The sequence below is a fragment of the Candidatus Pelagibacter sp. RS39 genome, assembly GCF_002101315.1.
Taxonomy (GTDB): domain Bacteria; phylum Pseudomonadota; class Alphaproteobacteria; order Pelagibacterales; family Pelagibacteraceae; genus Pelagibacter.
This window is the reverse complement of sequence record NZ_CP020777.1, coordinates 1177131-1199990: the sequence shown is the minus strand read 5'-3', so window position 1 is coordinate 1199990 and position 22860 is coordinate 1177131. Positions and strand designations below refer to the sequence as shown.

The following is a 22860-nucleotide window of genomic DNA, read 5'->3' as shown; positions in this document are numbered from 1 at the left end:
AAAGCAGAAGCTAAAAAAGAGGAAGCTCCAAAAGCAGAAGCTAAAAAAGAGGAAGCTCCAAAAGCAGAAGCTAAAAAGGAAGAGAAGAAATAAAGTAAAGAATATTTATGTTGCTAGCTCAAGTGTTTACACTTTATCCAGATATTTTTCCTGGGCCTTTAGGCAAAGGTCTTTACGGTAAAGCAATGTCTAAAAAATTGTGGAGTTTGAATGTGATAAATATTAGAGATGCAGCTACAGACAAACATAAAACAGTTGATGATACTCCCTATGGTGGTGGAACGGGTATGTTATTAAAACCAGATGTTTTAGCAAATTCTATCGATCAAAACATTAATAAAGGAGATAGGATTTTGTATCTTTCACCGAGAGGTAAAGTTTTTAATCAAAAACTTGCGCAAGATCTATCATTAGAAAAATCCTTTTCCTTAATTTGTGGTCATTTTGAAGGTGTTGATGAGAGAGTATTATCTACAAGAAATATTGAAGAGATTAGTGTAGGAGACTATGTATTGTCAGGCGGAGAAACTGCTGCGCTAGTTGTGCTTGATAGTGTATTGAGACTTTTACCTGGAGTCTTGGGGAATGATAAATCAGCTTCAGAGGAAACTTTTGAAAATGGCCTTTTGGAGTATCCACAATATACCAAACCCCAGATTTGGGAGGAAAAATCAGTTCCAGATGTGTTATTATCTGGTGATCACGCTAAAATTAAAGACTGGCGTTTATCTCAATCTGAGGCTATAACACGCGACCGAAGACCAGATTTGTGGCATAAATATAAGAAGAATTAATTTGTTAAACATTAAAATGAAAACAATAGAAGAAATAAACCAAAATAACGTTAAAAAAATTCTTTCAGAAAAAAAGATCCCTGATTTCTTTCCTGGTGATGTTGTTAAAGTTGGTGTCAGAATTACAGAGGGAAAAAAAGAGAGAATTCAATATTTCGAGGGTGTTTGTATAGCTAAAAAAAGCAGAGACATAAACTCCTCTTTTACTGTTAGAAAAATATCTTTTGGAGAAGGTGTTGAAAGAACTTTTCCGTTGTATGGAACTGTTATTGACTCAATCAAAGTAATTCGTTCAGGAAAAGTAAGAAGAGCTAAACTTTATTATTTAAGAGATAGAACTGGAAAATCTGCGAGGATTGCTGAAAAAATAAGAAAAAAAATTGGTATTGATATTGATGTTAAGCCTGAGACTGTTACTGAAGAAAATCTAGCGCCAGCTGAAAAAGAAAGTGCACAAGAATCTGCAAAAGAGACTACCCCAACTGTAGAGGCTAAAAAAGAGGAAGCCCCAAAAACAGAAATGAAGAAAGAGGCACCCAAAGCTGAGTCTAAAACTGAAAAAAAACTTGAAAATTTACAGGAAAAAAAATAATTTTTTTCTCAATGCCCAATACTCTCTACGATAAAATTTGGAATGAACATTTGGTTCATAAACAGGAAGACGGAACAGCTTTATTATTTGTTGATAGACATTTAGTTCATGAAGTCACTAGCCCACAAGCTTTTGAAGGATTGAGAAACTCTAAACGTAAAGTAAGACATCCAAAATTAACATTAGCAGTCGCAGATCACAATGTTCCCACAACTGATAGGTCAAAAGGTATTTCAGACAATGAATCTAAAATTCAAGTAGAAACTTTAGAGGCAAATTGCAAAGAATTTGGTATTAAACTTTTTGGGATGACTGATAAGAGACAAGGAATTGTTCATGTCACTGGTCCTGAACAGGGCTTTACTCAACCAGGCACAGTTATTGTATGTGGTGATAGTCATACAGCAACGCACGGTGCATTTGGTGCATTAGCATTTGGTATTGGAACTTCAGAAGTGGAACATGTTTTAGCAACTCAAACATTAGTACAAAAAAAAGCAAAGAATTTTAGAATAAACGTCAACGGTACACTTCCATTAGGTGTTACATCGAAAGATGTAATTCTTCAAATAATTGGAAAAATTGGTACAGCCGGTGGAACAGGATGTGTTATAGAATATGCAGGTGATCTAATCAAATCTCTAAGTGTTGAGAATAGAATGACAATTTGCAATATGACGATAGAAGGTGGCGCAAGAGCAGGATTGATAGCTCCAGATGAAAAGATATTTAAATATTTAGAAGGCAGACCAATGTCTCCTAAAGGAAATGATTGGGATAAAGCTTTAGAAAATTGGAAAGATTTAAATACAGATGAAGGTGCGAAGTTTGATAAAGAAGTTAACTTAGCTGCTAATGAAATTTCACCAATGATAACTTGGGGAACATCGCCACAAGATGTTATTACAATAGATGAAAAAGTACCAAATCCAAATAATGAAAAAGATGAGGATAGAAAAAATTCTATAGAGAGAGCGTTAAATTATATGGGTTTGAAACCAGATATGGCAGCTAAAGACATTAAAATTGATAAAGTTTTCATCGGCAGCTGCACAAATGGTAGAATTGAGGATTTAAGAGAAGCCGCAAAAATTTTAAAGGATAAAAAAATTGCACCTCATGTTCATGGCATGGTTGTTCCAGGTTCAGGATTAGTTAAAGAACAAGCAGAGCAAGAGGGATTAAATAAAATTTTTGTAGATTCAGGATTTGAATGGAGAGAACCAGGTTGTTCAATGTGTTTAGCAATGAATGCAGATAAATTAAAACCAGAAGAGAGATGTGCCTCAACATCAAATAGAAATTTTGAAGGTAGACAAGGCAGAGGTGGAAGAACTCATTTAGTAAGCCCAGGTATGGCTGCTGCTGCAGCAATATCTGGAAACCTTGATGATGTAAGGAAATACCAAAGTTAATATGCAAAAATTCAACACTTTAAAAAGCATACCAGCATATTTGCCAATAATTAATATTGATACAGATATGATAATTCCAAAACAATTTTTAAAAACAATCAAAAGAACAGGGTTGGGCAAAAATTTATTTTTTGAAATGAGATATGATGACAATGGTAAAGAAATAAATGATTTTGTTTTAAATAAAGATCCTTACACAAATTCTAAAATTTTAATCGCTGGAAAAAATTTTGGATGCGGCTCCTCAAGAGAACACGCTCCGTGGGCATTATTAGACTTTGGGATCACTTGTGTGATAAGCTCAAGTTTTGCTGACATTTTTTATAACAACTGTTTCAAAAATGGGATCTTACCAATAATTTTAGATGACAATAAAATCAAAGAGTTATCAGAATATGCAAAAAGAAAAGAAGAAATTTTAATAGATCTTAAGGAGGAGAAAGTCATTTTTGGAAACAATGAGACAAAATTTAAAGTAGATTCATTTAAAAAAAAGTGTTTGTTAGAAGGGTTAGACGATATTGCTCTATCGTTAAAAAAATCTGACAAAATAGAAATTTTTGAAAAAGATTTAAAAGTTAAAAAGCCTTGGATATTTAATGATTAAAGTTAAAAAAAGAAAAGTATTATTACTACCGGGTGATGGAATTGGACCTGAGGTAACTACAGAAGTTAAAAAAGTAATTAATTGGTTTAATGATAAAAAATCTTTAGATTTTGAGATTGATGAAGATTTAGTTGGAGGAAGTTCTTTTGATAAGCATGGAACACCTCTTACAGATGAAGTTTTCTATAAAGCATTAGAAAGTGCCGTGATAATGTTGGGTGCGGTTGGAGGACCAAAGTGGGATGGTGTAGAATTTTCAAAAAAACCTGAAAGAGCTCTTTTAAAATTAAGAAAAGAATTAAAACTTTTTGCAAATTTAAGACCTGCAATATGCTTTGAACAATTAGTAAATGCATCAACTTTGAAACCAGAAATTGTTTCTGGTTTAGATATTTTAATAGTAAGAGAATTAACTGGTGGAGTTTATTTCGGCGAGCCAAGAGGAATTAAACCGATAGAAAATGGAGAAAGAAAAGGAGTGAATACTCATACTTATACTAGTAGTGAAATTATTAGAGTAGCTAGAATTGCTTTTGACTTAGCAAGAAAAAGATCAAATAGAGTTATATCTTGTGAAAAATCTAATGTAATGGAGGCAGGTCAACTTTGGAAAGAAGAAGTGCAATCATTACATGATAAAGAGTATAAGGATGTTGAGTTAAGTCATATGCTAGCTGATAATTGTGCAATGCAATTAGTAAGAAACCCTAAGCAATTTGACGTGATCTTAACAGATAACTTATTTGGTGACATGCTGTCTGATGAGGCATCTATGCTAACAGGCTCTCTTGGATTGTTACCCTCAGCATCATTAGGTGCAAAAAATAAGGATGGCGAAATGAGAGCTATGTATGAACCTATTCACGGCTCGGCTCCAGACATTGCTGGCAAAGGAGTTGCAAATCCAATCGCCTCAATTTTGAGTTTTGCTATGGCGCTAAGATATTCTTTAGATTTAGATAAAGAGGCAGAGGCCTTAGAAAAAGCTGTTCAAGAGGCCCTTAATGATGGGTTGAGAACAAAAGATATTATGTCTGATAAAATGAAAGAAGTTTCTACTTCTCAAATGGGTGATGCGATCATTTCAAAATTGCAATAACTAATTAATTATCTTAAAATCATATTATGCCAAGTTATACTGCTCCTGTTGATGACATGATGTTTCTATTTGAAAAACTTAGAAATAATCAAAAATATAACGAATTAGAAAAATATAAAGAGGTGACCTCTGATTTAGTGAAAGATATTTTACAGGAGGCAGCAAAAATTAATCAAAATTTAATTTTACCGTTAGCAAAAGCTGGCGATGAAAATCCTGCAGTTTTAGAAAATGGAGTAGTGAGAACTCCCCCAGGTTATAAAGAAGCTTACAAAAAGTATATTGAGGATGGATGGACTTCACTTTCTTGTGATCCAAAATATGGGGGTCAAGGTATGCCAAAAACCGTAAGTGCATTTTTTGATGAAATGCTTTCCTCAGCAAGTCTGTCTTTTAAGTTATACAGTGAACTAAGTATAGGCGCATATAATTGTATTAATCATCATGCAACAGATGAAATAAAAAATAAATATTTACCAAAAATAGTTGAGGGAAAATGGAGCGGCACCATGTGCCTAACCGAGCCAGTATGTGGCACTGATTTAGGTTTACTAAGAACAAAAGCTAAGAAACAAACTGATGGAACTTATAAAATAAGTGGTCAAAAAATTTTCATTACATCTGGAGATCATGATTTAACTGAAAATATTATTCATCTAGTTTTAGCAAGAGCAGATGACTCTCCAGAAGGTACTAAAGGAATAAGTTTATTTTTAGTTCCAAAATTTGTTGTTAAAGATGATGGAACAATCGGACCAAGAAATGGGATATCTACAGGGTCTATTGAGACCAAGATGGGAATAAAGGGTTCAGCAACTTGCGTATTAAATTTTGATGATGCTACTGGGTATATGATTGGTGCCAAAGAAAAAGGATTAAGTGCAATGTTCACTATGATGAATCTCGAAAGAATTGTAGTTGGTATACAAGGTCTAGGTATCTCTGAAATTGCTTATCAAAACTCACTTACTTATGCGAAAGAGAGAAAACAAGGAAAATCAAATAATTCGAAGTCTAAAAACGGAGCAGATTTTATAATTGAACATGCTGACATTAGAAGAACCCTACTCAATATGAAATCAATTATTGAAGGTGAAAGAGCTTTATGTTTTTGGTTGTCACAGCAAACTGAAGTAAGTTTAAATCATCCAGATGAAAAAACTCGTCAGGAGGCTTTAGATTATGTTTCCCTCATGACTCCTGTGGTAAAATCATTATTCACAGATTTGGCAATGGAAATAACAAGCGATGCTATGCAAATTCATGGTGGATATGGATACACTAAAGATCAAGGAATAGAACAATTATATAGAGATAATAGAATTACACCTATCTACGAAGGTACAAATTCGGTTCAAGCTTCAGATCTTGTTTTCAGAAAATTATCAAATAAAAATGGTAATATAATAAACAAATTTTTAGATCAGGTTAAGTCAGAGTGTAAAACTGACAATGAAAAAATTGAACCATTTTTATCAGAATTTAATAAGAATTTAGACACTCTTAAAAAATTTAGTGATTGGATGACAGATAAAGCAAAGACAGAAAAAGATGATGTTAGTGCAGCTGCTAATGATTACTTAAAAACTTTAGGTTACGTATCAATAGCATATGCATGGATAAAGGTTTTAGAGGTAAGTTTTAAGGACTATGAGGAAAATAAAAATTTTTATAATGATAAGATAGACACTGCCAGATTCTATTTTGACAAAGTGTTACCTAGGGCAGAACAACATTACAAATCTGCAATCTCTGGAAGTTCAAATATTATGAATTTCAAATTTAATTAAATGAGTCATTACGAAACTAATCTTAATAAAAATGATGCTAATTACGTTCCGTTAACACCTTTGACTTTTTTAAAAAGGGCATATGAAATTTACCCTAATTATGAAGCAGTTATTTATGAAGACAGGAAATATACTTGGTCTCAAGTTTATAAACGAACAGTAAAATTTGCCAGTGCACTTAATAAAATTGGAGTTAACAAAGGTGATACTGTTTCGTTTTTAGCTTTTAATACCCCTGAAATTTTTGAAGGACACTATTCAGTTCCAATGACAGGTGCAGTTTTAAATACTATTAATATAAGACTAGATGCTAAGACAATTGCGTATATTTTAGAACATAGTGAGGCAAAAGTTTTAGTTGTTGATAGGCAACTTCATGTTGAGGTAAAAAAAGCTCTAAGTGCTTTAAAACGCAAAATCACCATAATCGATATTGATGATAAATTTGCAGATCAATCTAAATGTGAGAAAATAGGTGAATTAGAATATGAAAGTTTTTTAAATACTGGTGACGAAAATTATAATTGGAAAATGCCCGAGGATGAATGGCAAGCATTATCACTTAGTTATACTTCAGGAACTACTGGAAATCCTAAAGGAGTGGTTTACCATCATAGGGGATCATATTTAATGTCAACCGGAAGTGCAGTTGCATGGAATATGCCAAACAGATTAAATTTTTTGACTATTGTGCCCATGTTTCATTGTAATGGTTGGGGCTATCCGTGGACTGTTCCCATGTTAAATGGAAGAACTATTTGTTTAAGAAATATTGATGTAAAAAAAATATTTGAATTAATTGACAAATATGATGTTACTCATTTTGGTGGGGCTCCGATAGTACTGAATATGATTACAGGAGCTCCTGAGTCTGACAAAAAAAAATTAAAGCAAAAAGTATATGTATTAACTGCTGGAGCCCCTCCACCAAGTATTATATTCAAAAAAATGAAAGAACTTGGATTTGAAGTAATGCATGTTTATGGACTAACAGAAACTTATGGTCATGTTACTCAATGTGCTTGGAACGAGTCTTGGAATGAGTTTAACGAGGAAAAACAAAATGAGATTAAGGCAAGACAGGGTGTAAGATATCCTAATACAGAGGGGATTGCAGTCATGGATCCTGAAACAATGAAGGAAGTTCCAAAAGATGGAAAAACGATTGGTGAAATAATGATCAAAGGGAATGTTGTCATGAAGGGCTATTTTAAAGATAAAGGAGCTACAGACAAAGCAATGAAAGGCGGATGGTTTCATTCTGGAGATTTGGCAGTGATGCATCCAGATGGGTATGTTAAAATTCAAGATAGATCAAAAGATATCATTATTTCAGGCGGTGAAAACATCTCTTCAATTGAAATAGAAAACACTTTAGCTAAACACCCATCAGTCTCAATCGCTGCAGTAGTAGCAAAACCAGATGAAAAATGGGGCGAAGTTCCATGTGCGTTTATTGAGATGGTTCAAGATAAACCAGTTACTGAGAAAGAATTAATCAGCTTTTGCAAAGAAACCCTTGCTGGTTTTAAAGTGCCAAAACAAGTTGTTTTTTGTGAATTACCAAAAACTTCAACAGGTAAAATTCAAAAATTTGAGTTAAGAAAAAAATTTTAGGAAAATTATTGATATTCCAATTAGAAAACAAAAATATTTTTGCATCTGACTCTGGTCAAGGGCTAGATAAAAATAAAGATACAATAGTATTTTTACACGGAAGCGGTCTTTCACACATTGTTTGGTCACTAGCAGAACAATTTTTTTCATCAAAAAATTTTAATGTATTATCTATAGATTTACCTGGACATGGCAATTCAGATGGTCCTTGTTTAGATAGTATTGAAAAAATTGCCGATTGGTTAGAAAAAGTTTTTGATAAATTACAATTAAAAAACTTAATTTTAGTTGGTCACTCTCAGGGATGTTTAGAAATACTCGAATACTCTAGTAGATATAAAGAAAGAATAAAAAAATTAGTTTTTGTTGGAGGTTCAAATAAAATGCCAGTTCATCCAGATTTAATTGAATTAGCACAAAATGGTCACTCAGATGCTGTTAAGTTAATGATGAAATGGGGATACGAGGGTTCAAAAAAATTTATTGGAGGCAACCCGGTAGAAAAAATTATTCAATCACCTAGAGATATAAGTGAAATTTTGGCTGTTGATTTAAAAGCATGTAACAATTATTCAAATGGTTCTGAAGCTGCAAAAGCAATCAATTTACCATCGATGCTTATATATGGAGAATTAGATAAAATGGTTAATTTAGAAGCTGGAAAAAAATTCTCTAATTTGATTAAAAATTCAATTACTCATGTAATCAAAGGATGCGGTCACATGATAATGATTGAAAAAGCATTCGAAATGAGAGAAAAGATTTTGGAATTTTTAAATAAATGAAAAGTTATCCAATAGCTAAATCAAGAAGAATTAGAAGTACTCCTTATACTTCAAGAATCGAAAAACAAGGAGTAACTGCTTACACTGTTTATAATCATATGCTGTTACCTGCAGCATTTGGATCTTTAGAAGAATCCTGTGATCATTTAAAAAAAAATGTTCAAGTGTGGGATGTGTCAGCAGAAAGACAGGTTGAAATTTCAGGTCATGACTCCGCTAAACTTATTCAACTTATGACCTGTAGAGATTTATCTAAATCCAAAATAGGCAGATGTTATTATTGTCCAATAATTGATGAAAACGGAAATTTGGTAAACGATCCTGTTATTTTAAAACTAGCTGAAGATAGATGGTGGGTATCTATTGCTGACTCTGATGTAATTTTTTTTGCAAAAGGTTTAGCATCAGGGAATAATTTCAATGTTAAAATTTTTGAACCTAATGTTGATATCATAGCGATTCAAGGACCGAAGTCTTTTGATTTGATGGAAAAAATTTTTGGTAAAGAGATAAAAGAATTAAAATTCTTTGGTTTTAATTATTATGATTTTAAAGGTGTAAAACATTTAATTGCCAGATCTGGTTGGTCAAAACAAGGTGGCTTTGAAATTTATGTGGAAAATACAAAATCTGGGTTGGAATTATATGATCAGCTCTTTGAATTAGGAAAAGAATTTAATGTAAAAGCTGGATGCCCAAATCTAATTGAAAGAATAGAAAGTGGTTTGCTTTCTTATGGAAATGATTTTGACAATAATGATAATCCATTTGAATGTGGTTTTGAAAAGTATGTAAATCTAGAGGCAGATATAAATTTCTTAGGTAAAAATAAATTGAAAAAGATTCAAAAAGATGGAATCAAGCGAAAATTAATGGGTGTTCAGATAGATATTAATAAAATTAACCTAACCAAATCTCTCAACATTAAAGATGAAAAGGGAAATTTAATTGGAGATTTAAGGTCTGCCTGCTATTCACCTCATTTTAAAAAGTCCATAGGTATTGCAATGATAAACGAGCCATATTGTAAAGCATCTGCCACAGGATTATTGGAAATTGATGGAAATTCAATAGCTGTAAAAGTTTGCGATTTACCTTTCATCTAGTATAAAACCTACATCATGAATATTGCAATTGTTGGAGCAACAGGAAATGTTGGAATAAAAACTCTAGAAGTTCTAAAAAAAAAAGGAGTTTTTATAGATAATCTTTATTTAGTTGCTTCATCGAAAAGTGCTGGAAAAAAAATTCATTTTCAGGGTAAAGATATTTTAATTAGTGAGTTAGAAGACTTTGATTTTTCAAAAGTAAAAATTGCTTTTTTTGCAGCAGGAGGAAAAATTTCTGAAAAATTTGCAGAAAAAGCAGCTAAGCATTGTTTTGTAATTGATAATTCAAGCTATTTTAGAATGGACCCCGATGTTCCCTTAATAGTCCCACAGGTAAACTCTGATGATTTAAATAATATTAAAAAAAATATTATTGCAAACCCTAATTGTTCAACAGCACAATTAGTTATCGTATTAAAACCATTGCATGACTTGTTTACAATTAAAAGAATAGTTGTTTCTACATATCAATCTGTTTCTGGTGCTGGCAAAGCTTCCATGGATGAATTGATTAAACAAACTAAATTAGCCTTAGATGGTAAGGATATTAAATCCGAAAATTTCACAAAACAAATCGCTTTTAATGCTATTCCTCATATCGATGTTTTTTCAGATGATGGCTACACAAAAGAAGAATTGAAAATGTGCAATGAGACTAAAAAAATTTTAGATGACAAAATTGACCTAACAGCAACATGTGTAAGATTACCAATATCTGTTTCACATTCAGAGTCAGTAAATATCCAATTTGAAAAAACTTTTTCTTTAGAACAAATAAAGGAAGCATTGAGTAGTTTTGATGGTTGTAAAGTAATTGATGAGAGATCAGATGGTGGTTATTCAACACCACTTGAAGCAGAAGGAAAAGATGAGACTTTTATTTCAAGGATTAGAGAGGATAAAACAATTAAAAATGGATTAAATTTGTGGATTGTGTCCGACAATCTTTTAAGAGGAGCAGCTTTGAATGCAGTTGAAATAGCTGAAACATTAATTAAAAATAATTTTTATGGAAAATAAACCTCCTTTATCACCACATATTCAAATTTATAGGTGGCATATTTCGTCTTTAGTTTCAATTACTCATAGAATTACAGGAATAATAAATATTATTGGAATTACCTTTATTTGTGTTTGGTCTTGTTTACTCCTTCTTGGTGAAAATAATTATGAAACTATTAATTTATTTTTAAAATCATTTTTTGGAAAATTTATCATTTTGGGAATTACATGGTCTTTTTCATTTCAAATATTAAGTGAAATTCGACACCTAATAATGGATCTAGGTTATGGTTTTGAACTGAAGACAACTAGGATAACGGGTTTAGTAGTAATATTTGGATCAATAATTTTGACAATTATTTTTTTCACATTAGGAAAAAATTTTATTTAGTATGATTAGTGCAACAAAAAAATGGATTTTTTTAAAGATAAGTGGAGCTTTGCTAGTGCCATTGATGATATGGTTTATTCTAAATTTCACAATGATTTATGATAAAGAATACTTAAATCTAATAGACTTTTTTACAAAGCCTTTATCAAAATTTTTATTTAGCATTTTTATTGTAAATGCTTATTTTTTTTCAGCCTTAAGTATAAGCGAGGTTTTTGAGGATTATATTAAAGATGATAAAATCAAAAGTGTCGCAAATAAGCTTTTATATGCTTCAGCGGTAGCAATTCCATTAATTACAATTATATTAATCTCTTATTTATGAGTTCATATAAAATAATAGATCACGAATATGATGTAGTAGTTCTAGGTGCCGGTGGTTCTGGCTTAAGAGCTGCTGTTGGTTTAAGTGAAGCAGGATTAAAAACTGCATGTATTTCAAAAGTATTTCCAACAAGAAGCCATACTTCTGCTGCACAAGGTGGAATTTCAGCTGCCCTTGGAAATATGGGTGAGGATGATTGGCGTTGGCATATGTACGATACAGTAAAAGGAGCAGATTGGTTAGGAGATCAAGATAGCATCGAATACCTTTGCAAAGAAGCCCCTAAGGCAGTAATTGAATTAGAAAAATATGGCGTTCCTTTTAGCAGAACGGATGATGGAAAAATTTATCAAAGACCTTTTGGTGGTATGACAAAAAATTATGGAAATGGAATAGTTCAAAGAACATGTGCTGCAGCTGATCGAACAGGACACGCAATTTTACACACTCTATACGGTCAAGCTTTAAAACATAAGACAGAGTTTTTTATTGAGTATTTTGCTCTCGATCTTTTAATGAAAGATGGTGAATGTAAAGGATTGATAGCATGGAATTTAAATGATGGAACTATTCACCGATTTAGATCTCATATAGTTATAATAGCTACAGGAGGTTATGGAAAAGTTTACTATTCTGCAACATCTGCTCATACATGCACAGGTGATGGAAATGCAATGGTGTTAAGAGCAGGATTACCATTACAAGACATGGAGTTTGTACAGTTTCATCCAACAGGAATATATGGACATGGTACTTTAATAACAGAGGGTGCTAGAGGTGAGGGAGGTTATCTTACAAATTCTAAAGGTGAACGGTTTATGGAAAGATATGCACCAAAAGCTAAGGATTTGGCATCGCGAGATGTTGTGAGTAGATCAATGTCAATTGAAATTAATGAGGGCAGAGGTGTTGGAAAAGATCAGGATCATGTTCATTTGAACTTAAGCCATCTAGATAAAGAAATTATAGAAAGTAGATTGCCAGGTATAACAGACGCAGCAAGATTATTTGCTAATGTAGATGTTACAAAGGAGCCAATCCCAGTTGTGCCTACGGTTCATTATAACATGGGAGGTATACCAACTAATTATAAAGCAGAAGTTCTAACTGTAAATGGTTCTGAGAAAACTGTTCCAGGACTTATGGCTATAGGTGAGGCTGCTTGTGTTTCAGTTCATGGAGCAAATAGATTGGGATCTAATTCTTTGATAGATCTTGTAGTTTTCGGAAGAGCAGCTGCAAAAAGAGCCGCTGAACTAATTAAACCTGGGACACCACATGAGGAAATTAGTGATTCAGAAACTCAAAAATGTTTAGATCGTTTTGATAAGATTAGAAATTCAGATGGAGATATTGGCACTGCTGAATTAAGGTTGTCCATGCAAAAAACAATGCAATCAAAATGTGCAGTTTTTAGAACGGAGAAAACACTTAAAGAGGGTGTTGATGAAATTAGAAAAACTTTTGATGGATTGAACTCTTTATCTGTTAAAGATAAGTCACTAATATTTAATACTGACCTAGTAGAAACTTTAGAATTCGATAATTTAATTAGACAAGCTGTCGTGACAGTTGACTCAGCCTATAATAGAAAAGAGAGTAGAGGAGCTCATGCAAGAGAAGATTATCCTAAAAGAGATGATGAAAAATTTATGCAACATACATTAGCTTGGTGTGATGGAAAAAAATCAAAGATAAGCTATAGAGATGTTCATAAATCCACGTTAACCAATGAAGTACAGTACTTTCCACCTCAGGAGAGAGTGTATTAATGGTGCAAATCAGTTTACCTGAAAACTCTCAAATCAAAAAAGGTAAATATTTTAAAGACAAAACTGGATCAAAAAATTTAAGAAAAGTAAATGTATATAGATGGGATCCATCTTCAGGAGAGAGTCCAAGAATCGATACTTATGAAGTTGATATGAATAACTGTCCATCTAAAGTATTAGATATTTTAAATAAGATTAAAAATGAGATTGATCCCACTCTTGCTTATAGACGATCATGTGCTCACGGTGTATGCGGATCGTGTGCAATGAATATGGGTGGTAAAAATGGACTAGCTTGCACAACTCCCCATGAAAATATTGATGGAGATATTGATATTTATCCATTGCCTCACTTAAAAGTTAAAAAAGACTTAATCGGAGATTTAGACGGATTATACAAACAATACAAATCTATTGAACCTTGGTTAAAATCAAGTTCAAAATCTGAAACAGCTGAGCTAATTCAGTCAAAAGAGGATAGAGCTAAGCTTGACGGTGCTTATGAATGCATCATGTGTGCTTGTTGTTCTACCTCTTGCCCAAGCTATTGGTGGAATGGAGATAAGTATTTGGGACCAGCAGTATTATTACAAGCTTATAGATGGATCATTGATAGTAGAGATGAGGAAAGACAGGCTAGATTAAAAAAAGTAGCTGATGAATTAAAATTATATCGTTGTCATACTATTCTAAACTGTACCAGTGCATGCCCCAAAGGTTTAAACCCTGCAAAGGCGATTGCTGAAATAAAAAAAATGTTAGCAACAGCTAATATTTAAACAATAGACTAATAAGAATTTTTACTCTAAAAGATCCTATTCATGAAATTAATTGAACATTTTGTAGGTGGAAAGATAATTCCCGGAACTTCTGAAAAAAAAGGAAAAGTTTTTAATCCCGCTACTGGCGAACAGGAAAAAGAAGTAAGACTTGCTTCTACTAGCGACTTGGACCAAGCAGTAGTAATTGCAAAAAAGGCTTTTGAAACATGGTCATTAAAACCTTCACTTCAAAGAGCAAGGATAATGTTTAAATTTAAAGAGTTAATTGAAAAAAATTCTGACGAACTTACACAATTAATTGTTTCTGAACATGGTAAAGTTTATGAGGATGCAAAAGGTTCATTAACACGAGGATTAGAAGTTGTAGAATTTGCTTGTGGAATTCCACATTTACTAAAAGGAGAATTTTCAGAAAATGTAGGGACAGATGTTGACAGTTGGTCAATGCGTCAACCACTAGGTGTTGTTGCTGGAATAACACCATTTAATTTTCCAGCTATGGTTCCTATGTGGATGTTTCCAATTGCCATTGCATGTGGAAATACATTTATATTAAAACCATCTGAAAAAGACCCCTCTTGTGCAATAAGATTAGCAGAATTATTAAAAGAAGCTGGTCTTCCTGATGGTGTATTTAATGTGATAAATGGAGACAAAGAAGCAGTAGATGCAATTTTAAATAACAAAGATATTAAAGCAGTTAGTTTTGTTGGTTCAACTCCTATAGCAAAATATATTTATGAAAATTCAGCAAAAAATGAAAAAAGGGTTCAGGCATTAGGAGGAGCTAAAAATCATCTAGTAGTGATGCCAGACTGTGATTTAGATGGAGCTGTAAATGGTTTAATGGGTGCAGCTTACGGTTCTGCTGGAGAAAGATGTATGGCTCAGTCGGTGGCTGTAGCAGTTGGTGATATTGGGGATGAATTAGTATCTAGATTATCAAAAAAAGCAGAAGCCTTAAAAGTTGGACCAGGAATGGACCAAAATTCTGAAATGGGTCCTTTAGTTACTAAAGAACATTTAGAAAAAGTAAAAAGTTATGTTGATTTAGGTGTAAAAGAGGGTGCGAAATTAGTTGTCGATGGAAGAAATTTAAAATTACAAGGATATGAAAATGGTTTTTACATTGGCGGTTGTTTATTTGATAACGTAACAAAAGATATGAGGATTTACAAAGAGGAAATATTCGGCCCAGTTCTATCTGTTGTTAGAGTTAAGACTTTTGAGGAAGCCTCTAAATTAATAAATGATCATGAATATGGAAATGGTGTAAGTATTTATACAAGAGATGGAGATGCTGGAAGAACATTTGCAAGCAAAATTCAAGTTGGAATGGTTGGTATAAATGTACCAATACCTGTGCCGATGGCTTTTCATAGTTTTGGTGGCTGGAAAAGATCTTTGTTTGGAGATAGTGCAATGCATGGTATGGAAGGAATAAAATTTTACACTAAATTAAAAACAATAACCTCAAGATGGCCTTCAGGTATTAGATCTAATGCTGAATTTGTGATGCCAACAATGAAATAATTAACAATGAGTAAAATATCTTTAATTGGTGCAGGTCAAATAGGTGGGACTTTAGCTCATTTAATTGGAATAAAAGAGTTAGTAAATGAAGTAGTTTTATTTGATGTTGCAAGCGGTGTTGCAAAAGGAAAAGCGCTAGATATAGCTCAGTCATCATCTGTTGATGGTTTTGATGTTAAATTTTCAGGAACTGATGATTACAAAGACATAAAGGGCTCTGATGTTATTATAATTACAGCTGGAGTCCCAAGAAAACCTGGCATGAGCAGAGATGATTTATTGGGTATAAATCTAAAAATTATAAAGCAAGTTGCAGAAGGAATTAAAAAAAATGCGCCCAATGCTTTTGTGATTTGTATAACAAATCCATTAGATGTAATGGTAATGGCTTTTCAAAAATTTTCAGGACTCTCTGCAAATAAAGTAGTTGGGATGGCAGGCATATTGGATAGCTCAAGATTTAAATTATTTTTATCTGAAGAATTTAGTGTGCCGGTTAAAGAAATAGAGGCAATGGTTATGGGCGGTCATGGTGATACAATGGTACCCCTTCCAAGATTTACTAAAGTTTCTGGTAAACCTTTATTAGATTTAGTTAAAGAAGGAAAAATTTCTCAAAAAAGATTAGAGGAAATAAATCAAAGAACTAGAGATGGTGGAGCTGAGATTGTAAAGTTTCTTGAAAAAGGTTCAGCTTTCTATGCCCCTGCAGCTTCAGGGGTAGAGATGGCCTCAGCTTATCTAAGAGATGAAAAAAAATTACTTCCATGTGCTGCGTATTTGAATGGCGAATATGGTATCAAAGATATATATGCCGGAGTTCCAATTATTGTTGGAAAGAATGGTGTCGAAAAAATTGAGGAAATAAACTTAGATGATAAAGAAAAATCTGAATTTCTTCATTCAATTGATGCAGTAAGAAAACTCTGGGAAGCAGCATCTAAAATAGACCCAGATTTAAATAAATAATGAACATACACGAGCATCAAGCTAAACAAATTTTAAAAAAATTTGGAGCAATCGTACCAGAGGGTGTGTTTAGTTTAACAGTTGAGGACCTTTTAGAGAAATGTAAATCATTAAAAACAGAAAAATATGTTTTAAAAGCTCAAATTCATGCAGGTGGAAGAGGAAAAGCCGGAGGTGTAAAAATTCTGAACAATCTTGAAGAACTTGAGAAATCGGCCAAAGAGCTTTTAGGAAAAAAATTAATAACTCATCAAACAGGACCTGAAGGAAGAGAAGTTAAAAGATTATATGTTGAAGCTTCATCAGATATTGAGAAAGAGTTTTATTTATCATGTTTGGTAGATAGAGCTACCTCAAAGATTGCTTTTATCTCTAGTGATCAAGGTGGAATGGACATTGAGGATGTGGCAAGCAAATCACCTGATAAAATTTTGACAACTAAAATAGAATTAAAAGATGAAATTTCGAATGAGGAATGTGAAAAGATTATTCAAATATTCAAATTAGAAAATAGTCCAAAAAACGAAGCAATATCTTTAATTAAATCAATTTATAAGATGTTTATTGAAACTGATGCAAATATGGTTGAGATAAACCCTTTAATACTCACAAAAAAAAAGAAAATTATTTGTTTAGATGCAAAAATAAATTTTGATAGTAACGCTTTATTTAGACATCCTGAAATTTTAGAACTGAGAGATTTAAATGAGGAAGATCCTACCGAAATAGAAGCTAGTAAGCACGATTTAGCTTATATCAAATTAGATGGCAACATTGGATGCATGGTTAATGGAGCTGGTTTAGCAATGGCCACTATGGATATAATAAAATTATATGGAGAGGAGCCAGCAAATTTTTTAGATGTTGGCGGGGGAGCATCAAAAGAAAAAGTCTCAGCAGCTTTTAAAATAATTTTGTCAGATAAAAATGTTAAAGGTATATTAATCAATATTTTTGGTGGCATAATGCGATGTGATGTTCTGGCTCAAGGTGTTGTAGATGCTGCAAAAGAAATGAAAATCAATGTTCCTTTGGTAGTAAGACTAGCTGGTACAAATTTTAAAGAGGGCAAACAAATTTTAGATAATTCAGGTTTAAAATTAATATCTGCTGAAAACTTGGATGATGCAGCAAAAAAAATTGTTGAGGCAATTAAGTAAATGTCAGTTTTAGTAAATAAAAATACTAGATTAATCTGTCAAGGATTTACAGGATCCCATGGAACATTTCACTCTGAGCAAGCAATTAAATATGGAACAAATTTAGTTGGAGGAGTAACACCAAAAAAAGGTGGTCAAAAACATTTAGGCCTTCCAGTTTTTAATACAGTGAAAGAAGCAAAAGACTCTGAAGGAGCTAATGCAACAATGATATACGTCCCAGCCAAATTTGCAACTTCAGCAATTATTGAAGCAATAGATGCATCTATAGAACTGATCGTATGTATAACTGAAGGAATTCCTATTCAGGACATGTTAAAAGTTAAACAGAAATTAAATAATTCAAAAAGCAGACTGATTGGCCCCAACTGCCCAGGAATCATAACTCCTGATGAGTGTAAAATTGGCATTATGCCTGGCAGCATTCATAAAAAAGGAACAGTTGGAATAGTTTCAAGATCAGGAACTTTAACTTATGAAGCAGTAGCACAAACAACAGAAAATGGGCTAGGACAGTCAACTTGCATTGGAATTGGAGGCGATCCTATAAATGGTACAAATTTTATAGATTGTCTAGATCTATTTTTAAATGACGAAGATACCCAATCGATTTTAATGATTGGTGAAATCGGTGGAACAGCTGAGGAGGAGGCAGCAGATTTTATCAATAATCATAAAATAAAAAAACCAATTGTTGGATTTATAGCTGGAGTTACTGCCCCACCAGGACGAAGAATGGGTCATGCAGGAGCTATAATATCAGGTGGAAAAGGTGGTGCGAAGGAAAAGATAAAAAAAATGGAGGATTGTGGAATAACTATGGCAAACTCTCCATCAAAGATTGGAAAAACATTATTAAATAAATTGTCTAATTGAAAAATTTCTTTCTAGGTCTATATTAATGAGTATCGATGTCATCCTCTAAAAATCTCGAATTTGAAAAAACTGCTTTCTTAAGTAAATCCAATAGTGCTTTTATTGAAGAGATGTATCTTAAGTTTGTTAATAACGATCCATCTTTGCCTGACAGTTGGAAAATTTATTTTAATCAGATCGGCGATGAAGCAGACATAATTGTAAATGAAATAAATGGCCCTTCTTGGAATCCATCAAAAAAAGTGTCTATAAAAAAATCAGAAAATTTAAATAACGGTAACGAAAATCAAAATGAAGTAGTTTCAAGAGTTTCTAATGCAAATTCTATAAAGGCAGTTGCTATGATCAGGTCATACAGACAAAGAGGTCATTTGATTGCCAAATTAGATCCTTTAGGACTTTTAAAAGCAGATTATTTAGACGAACTTCACCCCGAGTCATATGGGTTTAGGAAAGAGGAGTATAATGAAAAAATTTTTTTAGATGGAGTCATTAATAGGCAACATTCTAGTATCTCTGAAATTTTAAAATTTTTAAGAGACAAATACTGCGGGTCTTTAGGCTATGAATATATGCATATTTCAAATCCTACTGAAAGAAAATGGTTTAGAGATAGAGTTGAAAAATCTGATGACTTTAAATTTACTCAGAACGGAAAAGAGGCTATCCTTAAAAAACTAATTCAAGCTGAAGGCTTTGAAAAATTCTTACATACAAAATATGTTGGTACAAAAAGATTTGGTTTAGATGGAGGTGAAAGTTTAATCCCTGCTTTAGAACAGATAATTAAAATTGGTGGTCAATCAAAAATAAAAGAAGTTAAAATAGGAATGTCTCATCGAGGAAGACTTAACGTATTAGCTAATGTTCTACAAAAATCCTATAAAAGAATTTTTAATGAATTTGCTGGAGAGATAAGTTCAAAATCTGAAGATGACACAGGAGATGTAAAATATCATTTAGGCGCGTCATCAAATAGAGAATTTGATGGAAACTCAGTGCATGTAAGTTTAACAGATAACCCATCACACCTTGAAGCAGTAAACCCGGTAGTTTTAGGACAAACAAGAGCAAAACAATATTTTCATAAAGATAAAGAGAGAAATAAAGTTATACCAATTTTAATTCATGGTGACGCTGCTTTTGCAGGCCAAGGGGTTGTAGCTGAATGTTTTGCGATGTCTGGTCTCCCAGGACATAATACAGGTGGAACTATTCACATTATAGTTAATAACCAAATAGGATTTACAACAAGTCCAAGATTTGCAAGATCATCTCCTTATCCTTCGGATATTGCTAAAATGGTTGAAGCACCGATCATTCATGTTAATGGTGATGATCCTGAGGCGGTTGTTTATGCTGCAAGAATAGCAACTGACTTTAGGTTAAAATTTAATAGAGATGTTGTAATTGACTTAATTTGTTATCGAAGATTTGGTCACAATGAGGGGGACGAACCATCTTTTACCCAACCACTTATGTACAAAAAAATCCGTTCACATCCCTCACCTATTAAAGTTTATGGTGAAAAATTAGTGAAGGAAGGGTCAATTACAGACGATCATTTAAAAAAATCAATAAAAGAATTTAAGGACTTACTTGATGATCAGTATAAAAATGCAAAAAATTATAAGCCTAAAATTGAATGGTTTGAGGGCACATGGTCAAGATATAAACCTGAGAGAGGAAAAGATAAAAGGGGTGTTACAGGTTATGATATTAAAAAACTTAAAAATATTTCTGAAAAGATAAATACAATTCCGAAAGAAATTAATATCCACAAAACTATTGCAAAAGTCTTAGAAAATAGAAGATTAAGCGTAAATAATGAGGAAAAAATTGATTGGTCTACCGCTGAAGCTCTAGCTTTTGGATCTTTGTTAGAGGAAGGGTATCCAGTGAGATTGGTTGGTCAAGACTCTGGGAGAGGTACATTTAGTCAAAGACATTCAGTATTAAGAAATCAAATAGATAACTCTCGATATGTGCCATTAAACAAAATATCTCAAAAACAAAAAAATTTTGAAATTGTAGATAGTTTCTTATCTGAATTAGCTGTCCTTGGTTTTGAATATGGCTATAGCTTAGTTGAACCAAATACACTAACAATTTGGGAGGCTCAATTCGGTGATTTTGCTAATGGTGCACAAGTAGTTATAGATCAATTTATCGCCTCAGGAGAAAGAAAATGGTCAAGAGCATCTGGATTAGTTATGTTGTTACCACATGGCTATGAAGGCCAAGGTCCTGAACATTCTTCTGCTCGATTAGAAAGATTTTTACAGTTATGTTCAAATGATAACATGCAGGTGATGAATTGCACAACACCAGCAAATTATTTTCATGCATTAAGAAGACAAATGCATAGAGATTTCAGAAAACCTTTGATTATAATGACTCCCAAATCTTTACTTAGACACAAACACTGTGTTTCAAACTTAATTGATTTTAGCAAACAAAATAGTTTTCATAGAGTTTTGTGGGACCATGCAATAGATCCAAAGGTAAAAGGTTTTATTAAATTGAAAAAAAAGGAAGAAATTAAAAAAGTAATTTTATGTTCAGGAAAAATCTATTTTGATTTGCTTGAGGCTAGAGAAAAATTTAAAAGAAATGATCTTATATTTTATAGAATTGAGCAACTTTATCCTTTTCCAGCTAAGGCACTTGCAAAAGAGCTAAAACCTTACGCTAAAAAAGCTAAATTTTATTGGTGCCAGGAAGAGCCAAAAAATATGGGAGCTTGGTTTTCTGCTAGAGATTATATCCAATGGACATTAGATAATATAAAGGCTAATAATAAACAAATTTCTTATATTGGAAGAAGTCCAGATGCATCACCAGCTACTGGTTATGCAAAAAGACACGTTTCACAACAACAAGAAATTATTAAGAAGGTTTTTGAATAATTTGAAATGAGTGAAAAAATTTTAGTCCCTGTTTTAGGTGAGAGTATTACAGAAGCCACAGTATCTAAGTGGTTAAAGAATAAAGGAGAAACAGTTGATGCAGATGAGCCTATTGTTGAACTAGAGACTGACAAAGTCAATTTAGAGGTACCTTCACCTGTTACAGGAAAATTAAATGAAATTAACTTCAAAGATGGATCGACAGTAAAAGTTGGAGAAATTTTAGGTTTAGTTACTGAAATTGAAGGTGAAATTAAAAAATCGAATGAAATAAAGAAAATCCAACCTTCAAATTTACAGAAAAATGAGGAACTCAAAGAAAAAGACAATGTAATAAAGTTAGATCCAATTAAAGAACAAGCAGAATTAGATATATTCGAGGAAAAGGATAATAGAAACGAAGCAAATGAGGAGCCACTTATTTTAACAGAGGAAATAAAAAATACTAAAACAGAGGAAAATTCTAATGAGGAAAGCCAAACATTATCCCCAGCTGTAAGAAAAATGGTCAACGAAAATAATATTGATGTTAAGTCAGTAAAAGGATCTGGAAAAGATGGAAGAATTCTTAAAGGTGACTTAATAAGTTTGATGGGAGTTAATCCCCCACCTTCAGAAAGAAAAATTAAATACGGTCAAGAAGAGCGTATTAAAATGACCAGGTTAAGACAAACTATAGCTAAAAGACTCAAGCAAGCGCAAGAAAATGCAGCTTTACTTACCACTTTTAATGAAGTGGATATGACAAATATAATGAATATTAGAAAAGAAAATCAAGATGATTTCCAAAATCGATATGGTATTAAGCTTGGCTTCATGTCATTTTTTGTTAAGGCCTGTATAGTAGCTTTAAAAAATTTTCCTGCTGTCAATGCTGAGATTGATAATGATACAATTGTTTACAAAAATTATTACAATATAAGTTTTGCAGTTGGAACAGATAAAGGTCTCGTAGTTCCAGTTCTAAAAAATGCAGATGAATTATCTTTTGCAGATATTGAAAAAAATATTAAGGAAATTTCTGAAAAGGCAAAAGATGGAAAACTTGTAATTGAAGATCTTCAAGGAGGCACTTTTACTATTAGCAATGGTGGAGTTTATGGTTCAATGCTTTCAACTCCAATTTTGAATTTACCTCAGTCTGGAGTATTAGGGATGCATAATATTGTTGATAGACCCATTGTAGTCGATGGTGAAATCAAGATTAGACCAGTAATGTATTTAGCTTTATCTTATGATCATAGAATTATTGACGGCAAAGAATCTGTATCTTTTCTTAAAATGATCAAAGAAAGTCTTGAGGACCCTAGAAGGTTATTTTTGGATATTTAGA

20 protein-coding genes are annotated in these 22860 nt (G+C 32.6%); all 20 read left to right on the top strand.

Annotated features, from left to right (window positions below; translation table 11 throughout):
- Positions 1-107: 107 nt before the first annotated feature.
- From trmD to odhB, 20 genes are read left to right on the top strand one after another with little or no spacing between them, the layout of a single operon-like run.
- Positions 108-794, top strand: coding sequence for a tRNA (guanosine(37)-N1)-methyltransferase TrmD (gene trmD / locus B5L73_RS06405; protein WP_085149539.1), 687 nt, complete (start codon positions 108-110; stop codon positions 792-794).
- Between the two features lie 16 nt (positions 795-810).
- Positions 811-1386, top strand: a complete 576-nt coding sequence (gene rplS, locus B5L73_RS06565) for a 50S ribosomal protein L19 (RefSeq protein ID WP_085149536.1) — start codon at positions 811-813, stop codon at positions 1384-1386.
- An 11-nt stretch (positions 1387-1397) separates the two neighbouring features.
- A complete protein-coding gene (gene leuC, locus B5L73_RS06395) occupies positions 1398-2801 on the top strand; it encodes a 3-isopropylmalate dehydratase large subunit (RefSeq protein WP_085149533.1) in 1404 nt (467 codons plus the stop codon).
- A gap of 1 nt (position 2802) precedes the next feature.
- Entirely contained in the window at positions 2803-3408 is a 606-nt protein-coding gene (gene leuD, locus B5L73_RS06390) for a 3-isopropylmalate dehydratase small subunit (RefSeq protein ID WP_085149530.1), read from the top strand.
- On the top strand, positions 3401-4507 hold the full coding sequence (gene leuB / locus B5L73_RS06385; protein WP_085149527.1) for a 3-isopropylmalate dehydrogenase: 1107 nt from the start codon (positions 3401-3403) through the stop codon (positions 4505-4507). Before leuD ends, leuB begins: the two co-directional genes overlap by 8 nt.
- A 26-nt stretch (positions 4508-4533) precedes the next feature.
- On the top strand, positions 4534-6297 hold the full coding sequence (locus B5L73_RS06380; RefSeq protein ID WP_085149524.1) for an acyl-CoA dehydrogenase C-terminal domain-containing protein: 1764 nt from the start codon (positions 4534-4536) through the stop codon (positions 6295-6297).
- Positions 6298-7914, top strand: a complete 1617-nt coding sequence (locus B5L73_RS06375) for an acyl-CoA synthetase (RefSeq protein ID WP_085149521.1) — start codon at positions 6298-6300, stop codon at positions 7912-7914. It abuts the gene before it with no gap.
- 8 nt (positions 7915-7922) lie between these two features.
- The gene (locus tag B5L73_RS06370; RefSeq protein ID WP_085149518.1) at positions 7923-8699 is read left to right on the top strand and encodes an alpha/beta fold hydrolase; all 777 of its coding nucleotides are present in this window, start codon (positions 7923-7925) and stop codon (positions 8697-8699) included.
- Positions 8696-9805 (top strand): dimethylsulfoniopropionate demethylase, encoded by a 1110-nt coding sequence (locus tag B5L73_RS06365; RefSeq protein WP_085149515.1) that lies wholly within the window; start codon positions 8696-8698, stop codon positions 9803-9805. The genes B5L73_RS06370 and B5L73_RS06365 overlap by 4 nt, the downstream gene beginning before the upstream one ends.
- A gap of 15 nt (positions 9806-9820) precedes the next feature.
- Positions 9821-10828 carry an aspartate-semialdehyde dehydrogenase gene (locus tag B5L73_RS06360; RefSeq protein ID WP_085149510.1) on the top strand — a complete coding sequence of 336 codons (1008 nt, stop codon included), beginning with the start codon at positions 9821-9823 and terminating at the stop codon, positions 10826-10828.
- On the top strand, positions 10818-11201 hold the full coding sequence (gene sdhC, locus B5L73_RS06355) for a succinate dehydrogenase, cytochrome b556 subunit (RefSeq protein ID WP_085149507.1): 384 nt from the start codon (positions 10818-10820) through the stop codon (positions 11199-11201). The genes B5L73_RS06360 and sdhC overlap by 11 nt, the downstream gene beginning before the upstream one ends.
- Position 11202: 1 nt before the next feature.
- Positions 11203-11526: a succinate dehydrogenase, hydrophobic membrane anchor protein gene (gene sdhD / locus B5L73_RS06350; RefSeq protein ID WP_085149504.1), complete on the top strand. Its 324-nt coding sequence runs from the start codon at positions 11203-11205 to the stop codon at positions 11524-11526.
- Positions 11523-13298: a succinate dehydrogenase flavoprotein subunit gene (gene sdhA, locus B5L73_RS06345; RefSeq protein ID WP_085149502.1), complete on the top strand. Its 1776-nt coding sequence runs from the start codon at positions 11523-11525 to the stop codon at positions 13296-13298. The genes sdhD and sdhA overlap by 4 nt, the downstream gene beginning before the upstream one ends.
- Positions 13298-14077, top strand: a complete 780-nt coding sequence (locus tag B5L73_RS06340; protein ID WP_085149499.1) for a succinate dehydrogenase iron-sulfur subunit — start codon at positions 13298-13300, stop codon at positions 14075-14077. Before sdhA ends, B5L73_RS06340 begins: the two co-directional genes overlap by 1 nt.
- 42 nt (positions 14078-14119) lie before the next feature.
- Positions 14120-15613, top strand: coding sequence for a CoA-acylating methylmalonate-semialdehyde dehydrogenase (locus tag B5L73_RS06335; RefSeq protein ID WP_085149496.1), 1494 nt, complete (start codon positions 14120-14122; stop codon positions 15611-15613).
- 6 nt (positions 15614-15619) lie between these two features.
- The gene (mdh, locus tag B5L73_RS06330) at positions 15620-16582 is read left to right on the top strand and encodes a malate dehydrogenase (protein WP_085149493.1); all 963 of its coding nucleotides are present in this window, start codon (positions 15620-15622) and stop codon (positions 16580-16582) included.
- Complete coding sequence (gene sucC, locus B5L73_RS06325) at positions 16582-17742, top strand: ADP-forming succinate--CoA ligase subunit beta (RefSeq protein ID WP_085149489.1); 1161 nt, start codon at positions 16582-16584, stop codon at positions 17740-17742. The genes mdh and sucC overlap by 1 nt, the downstream gene beginning before the upstream one ends.
- The gene (gene sucD, locus B5L73_RS06320) at positions 17743-18618 is read left to right on the top strand and encodes a succinate--CoA ligase subunit alpha (RefSeq protein ID WP_085149486.1); all 876 of its coding nucleotides are present in this window, start codon (positions 17743-17745) and stop codon (positions 18616-18618) included.
- Between the two features lie 35 nt (positions 18619-18653).
- The gene (locus B5L73_RS06315; protein WP_085149483.1) at positions 18654-21527 is read left to right on the top strand and encodes a 2-oxoglutarate dehydrogenase E1 component; all 2874 of its coding nucleotides are present in this window, start codon (positions 18654-18656) and stop codon (positions 21525-21527) included.
- 6 nt (positions 21528-21533) lie between these two features.
- Positions 21534-22859, top strand: coding sequence for a 2-oxoglutarate dehydrogenase complex dihydrolipoyllysine-residue succinyltransferase (odhB, locus tag B5L73_RS06310; protein ID WP_085149479.1), 1326 nt, complete (start codon positions 21534-21536; stop codon positions 22857-22859).
- The last annotated feature ends 1 nt before the right edge of the window (position 22860 follow it).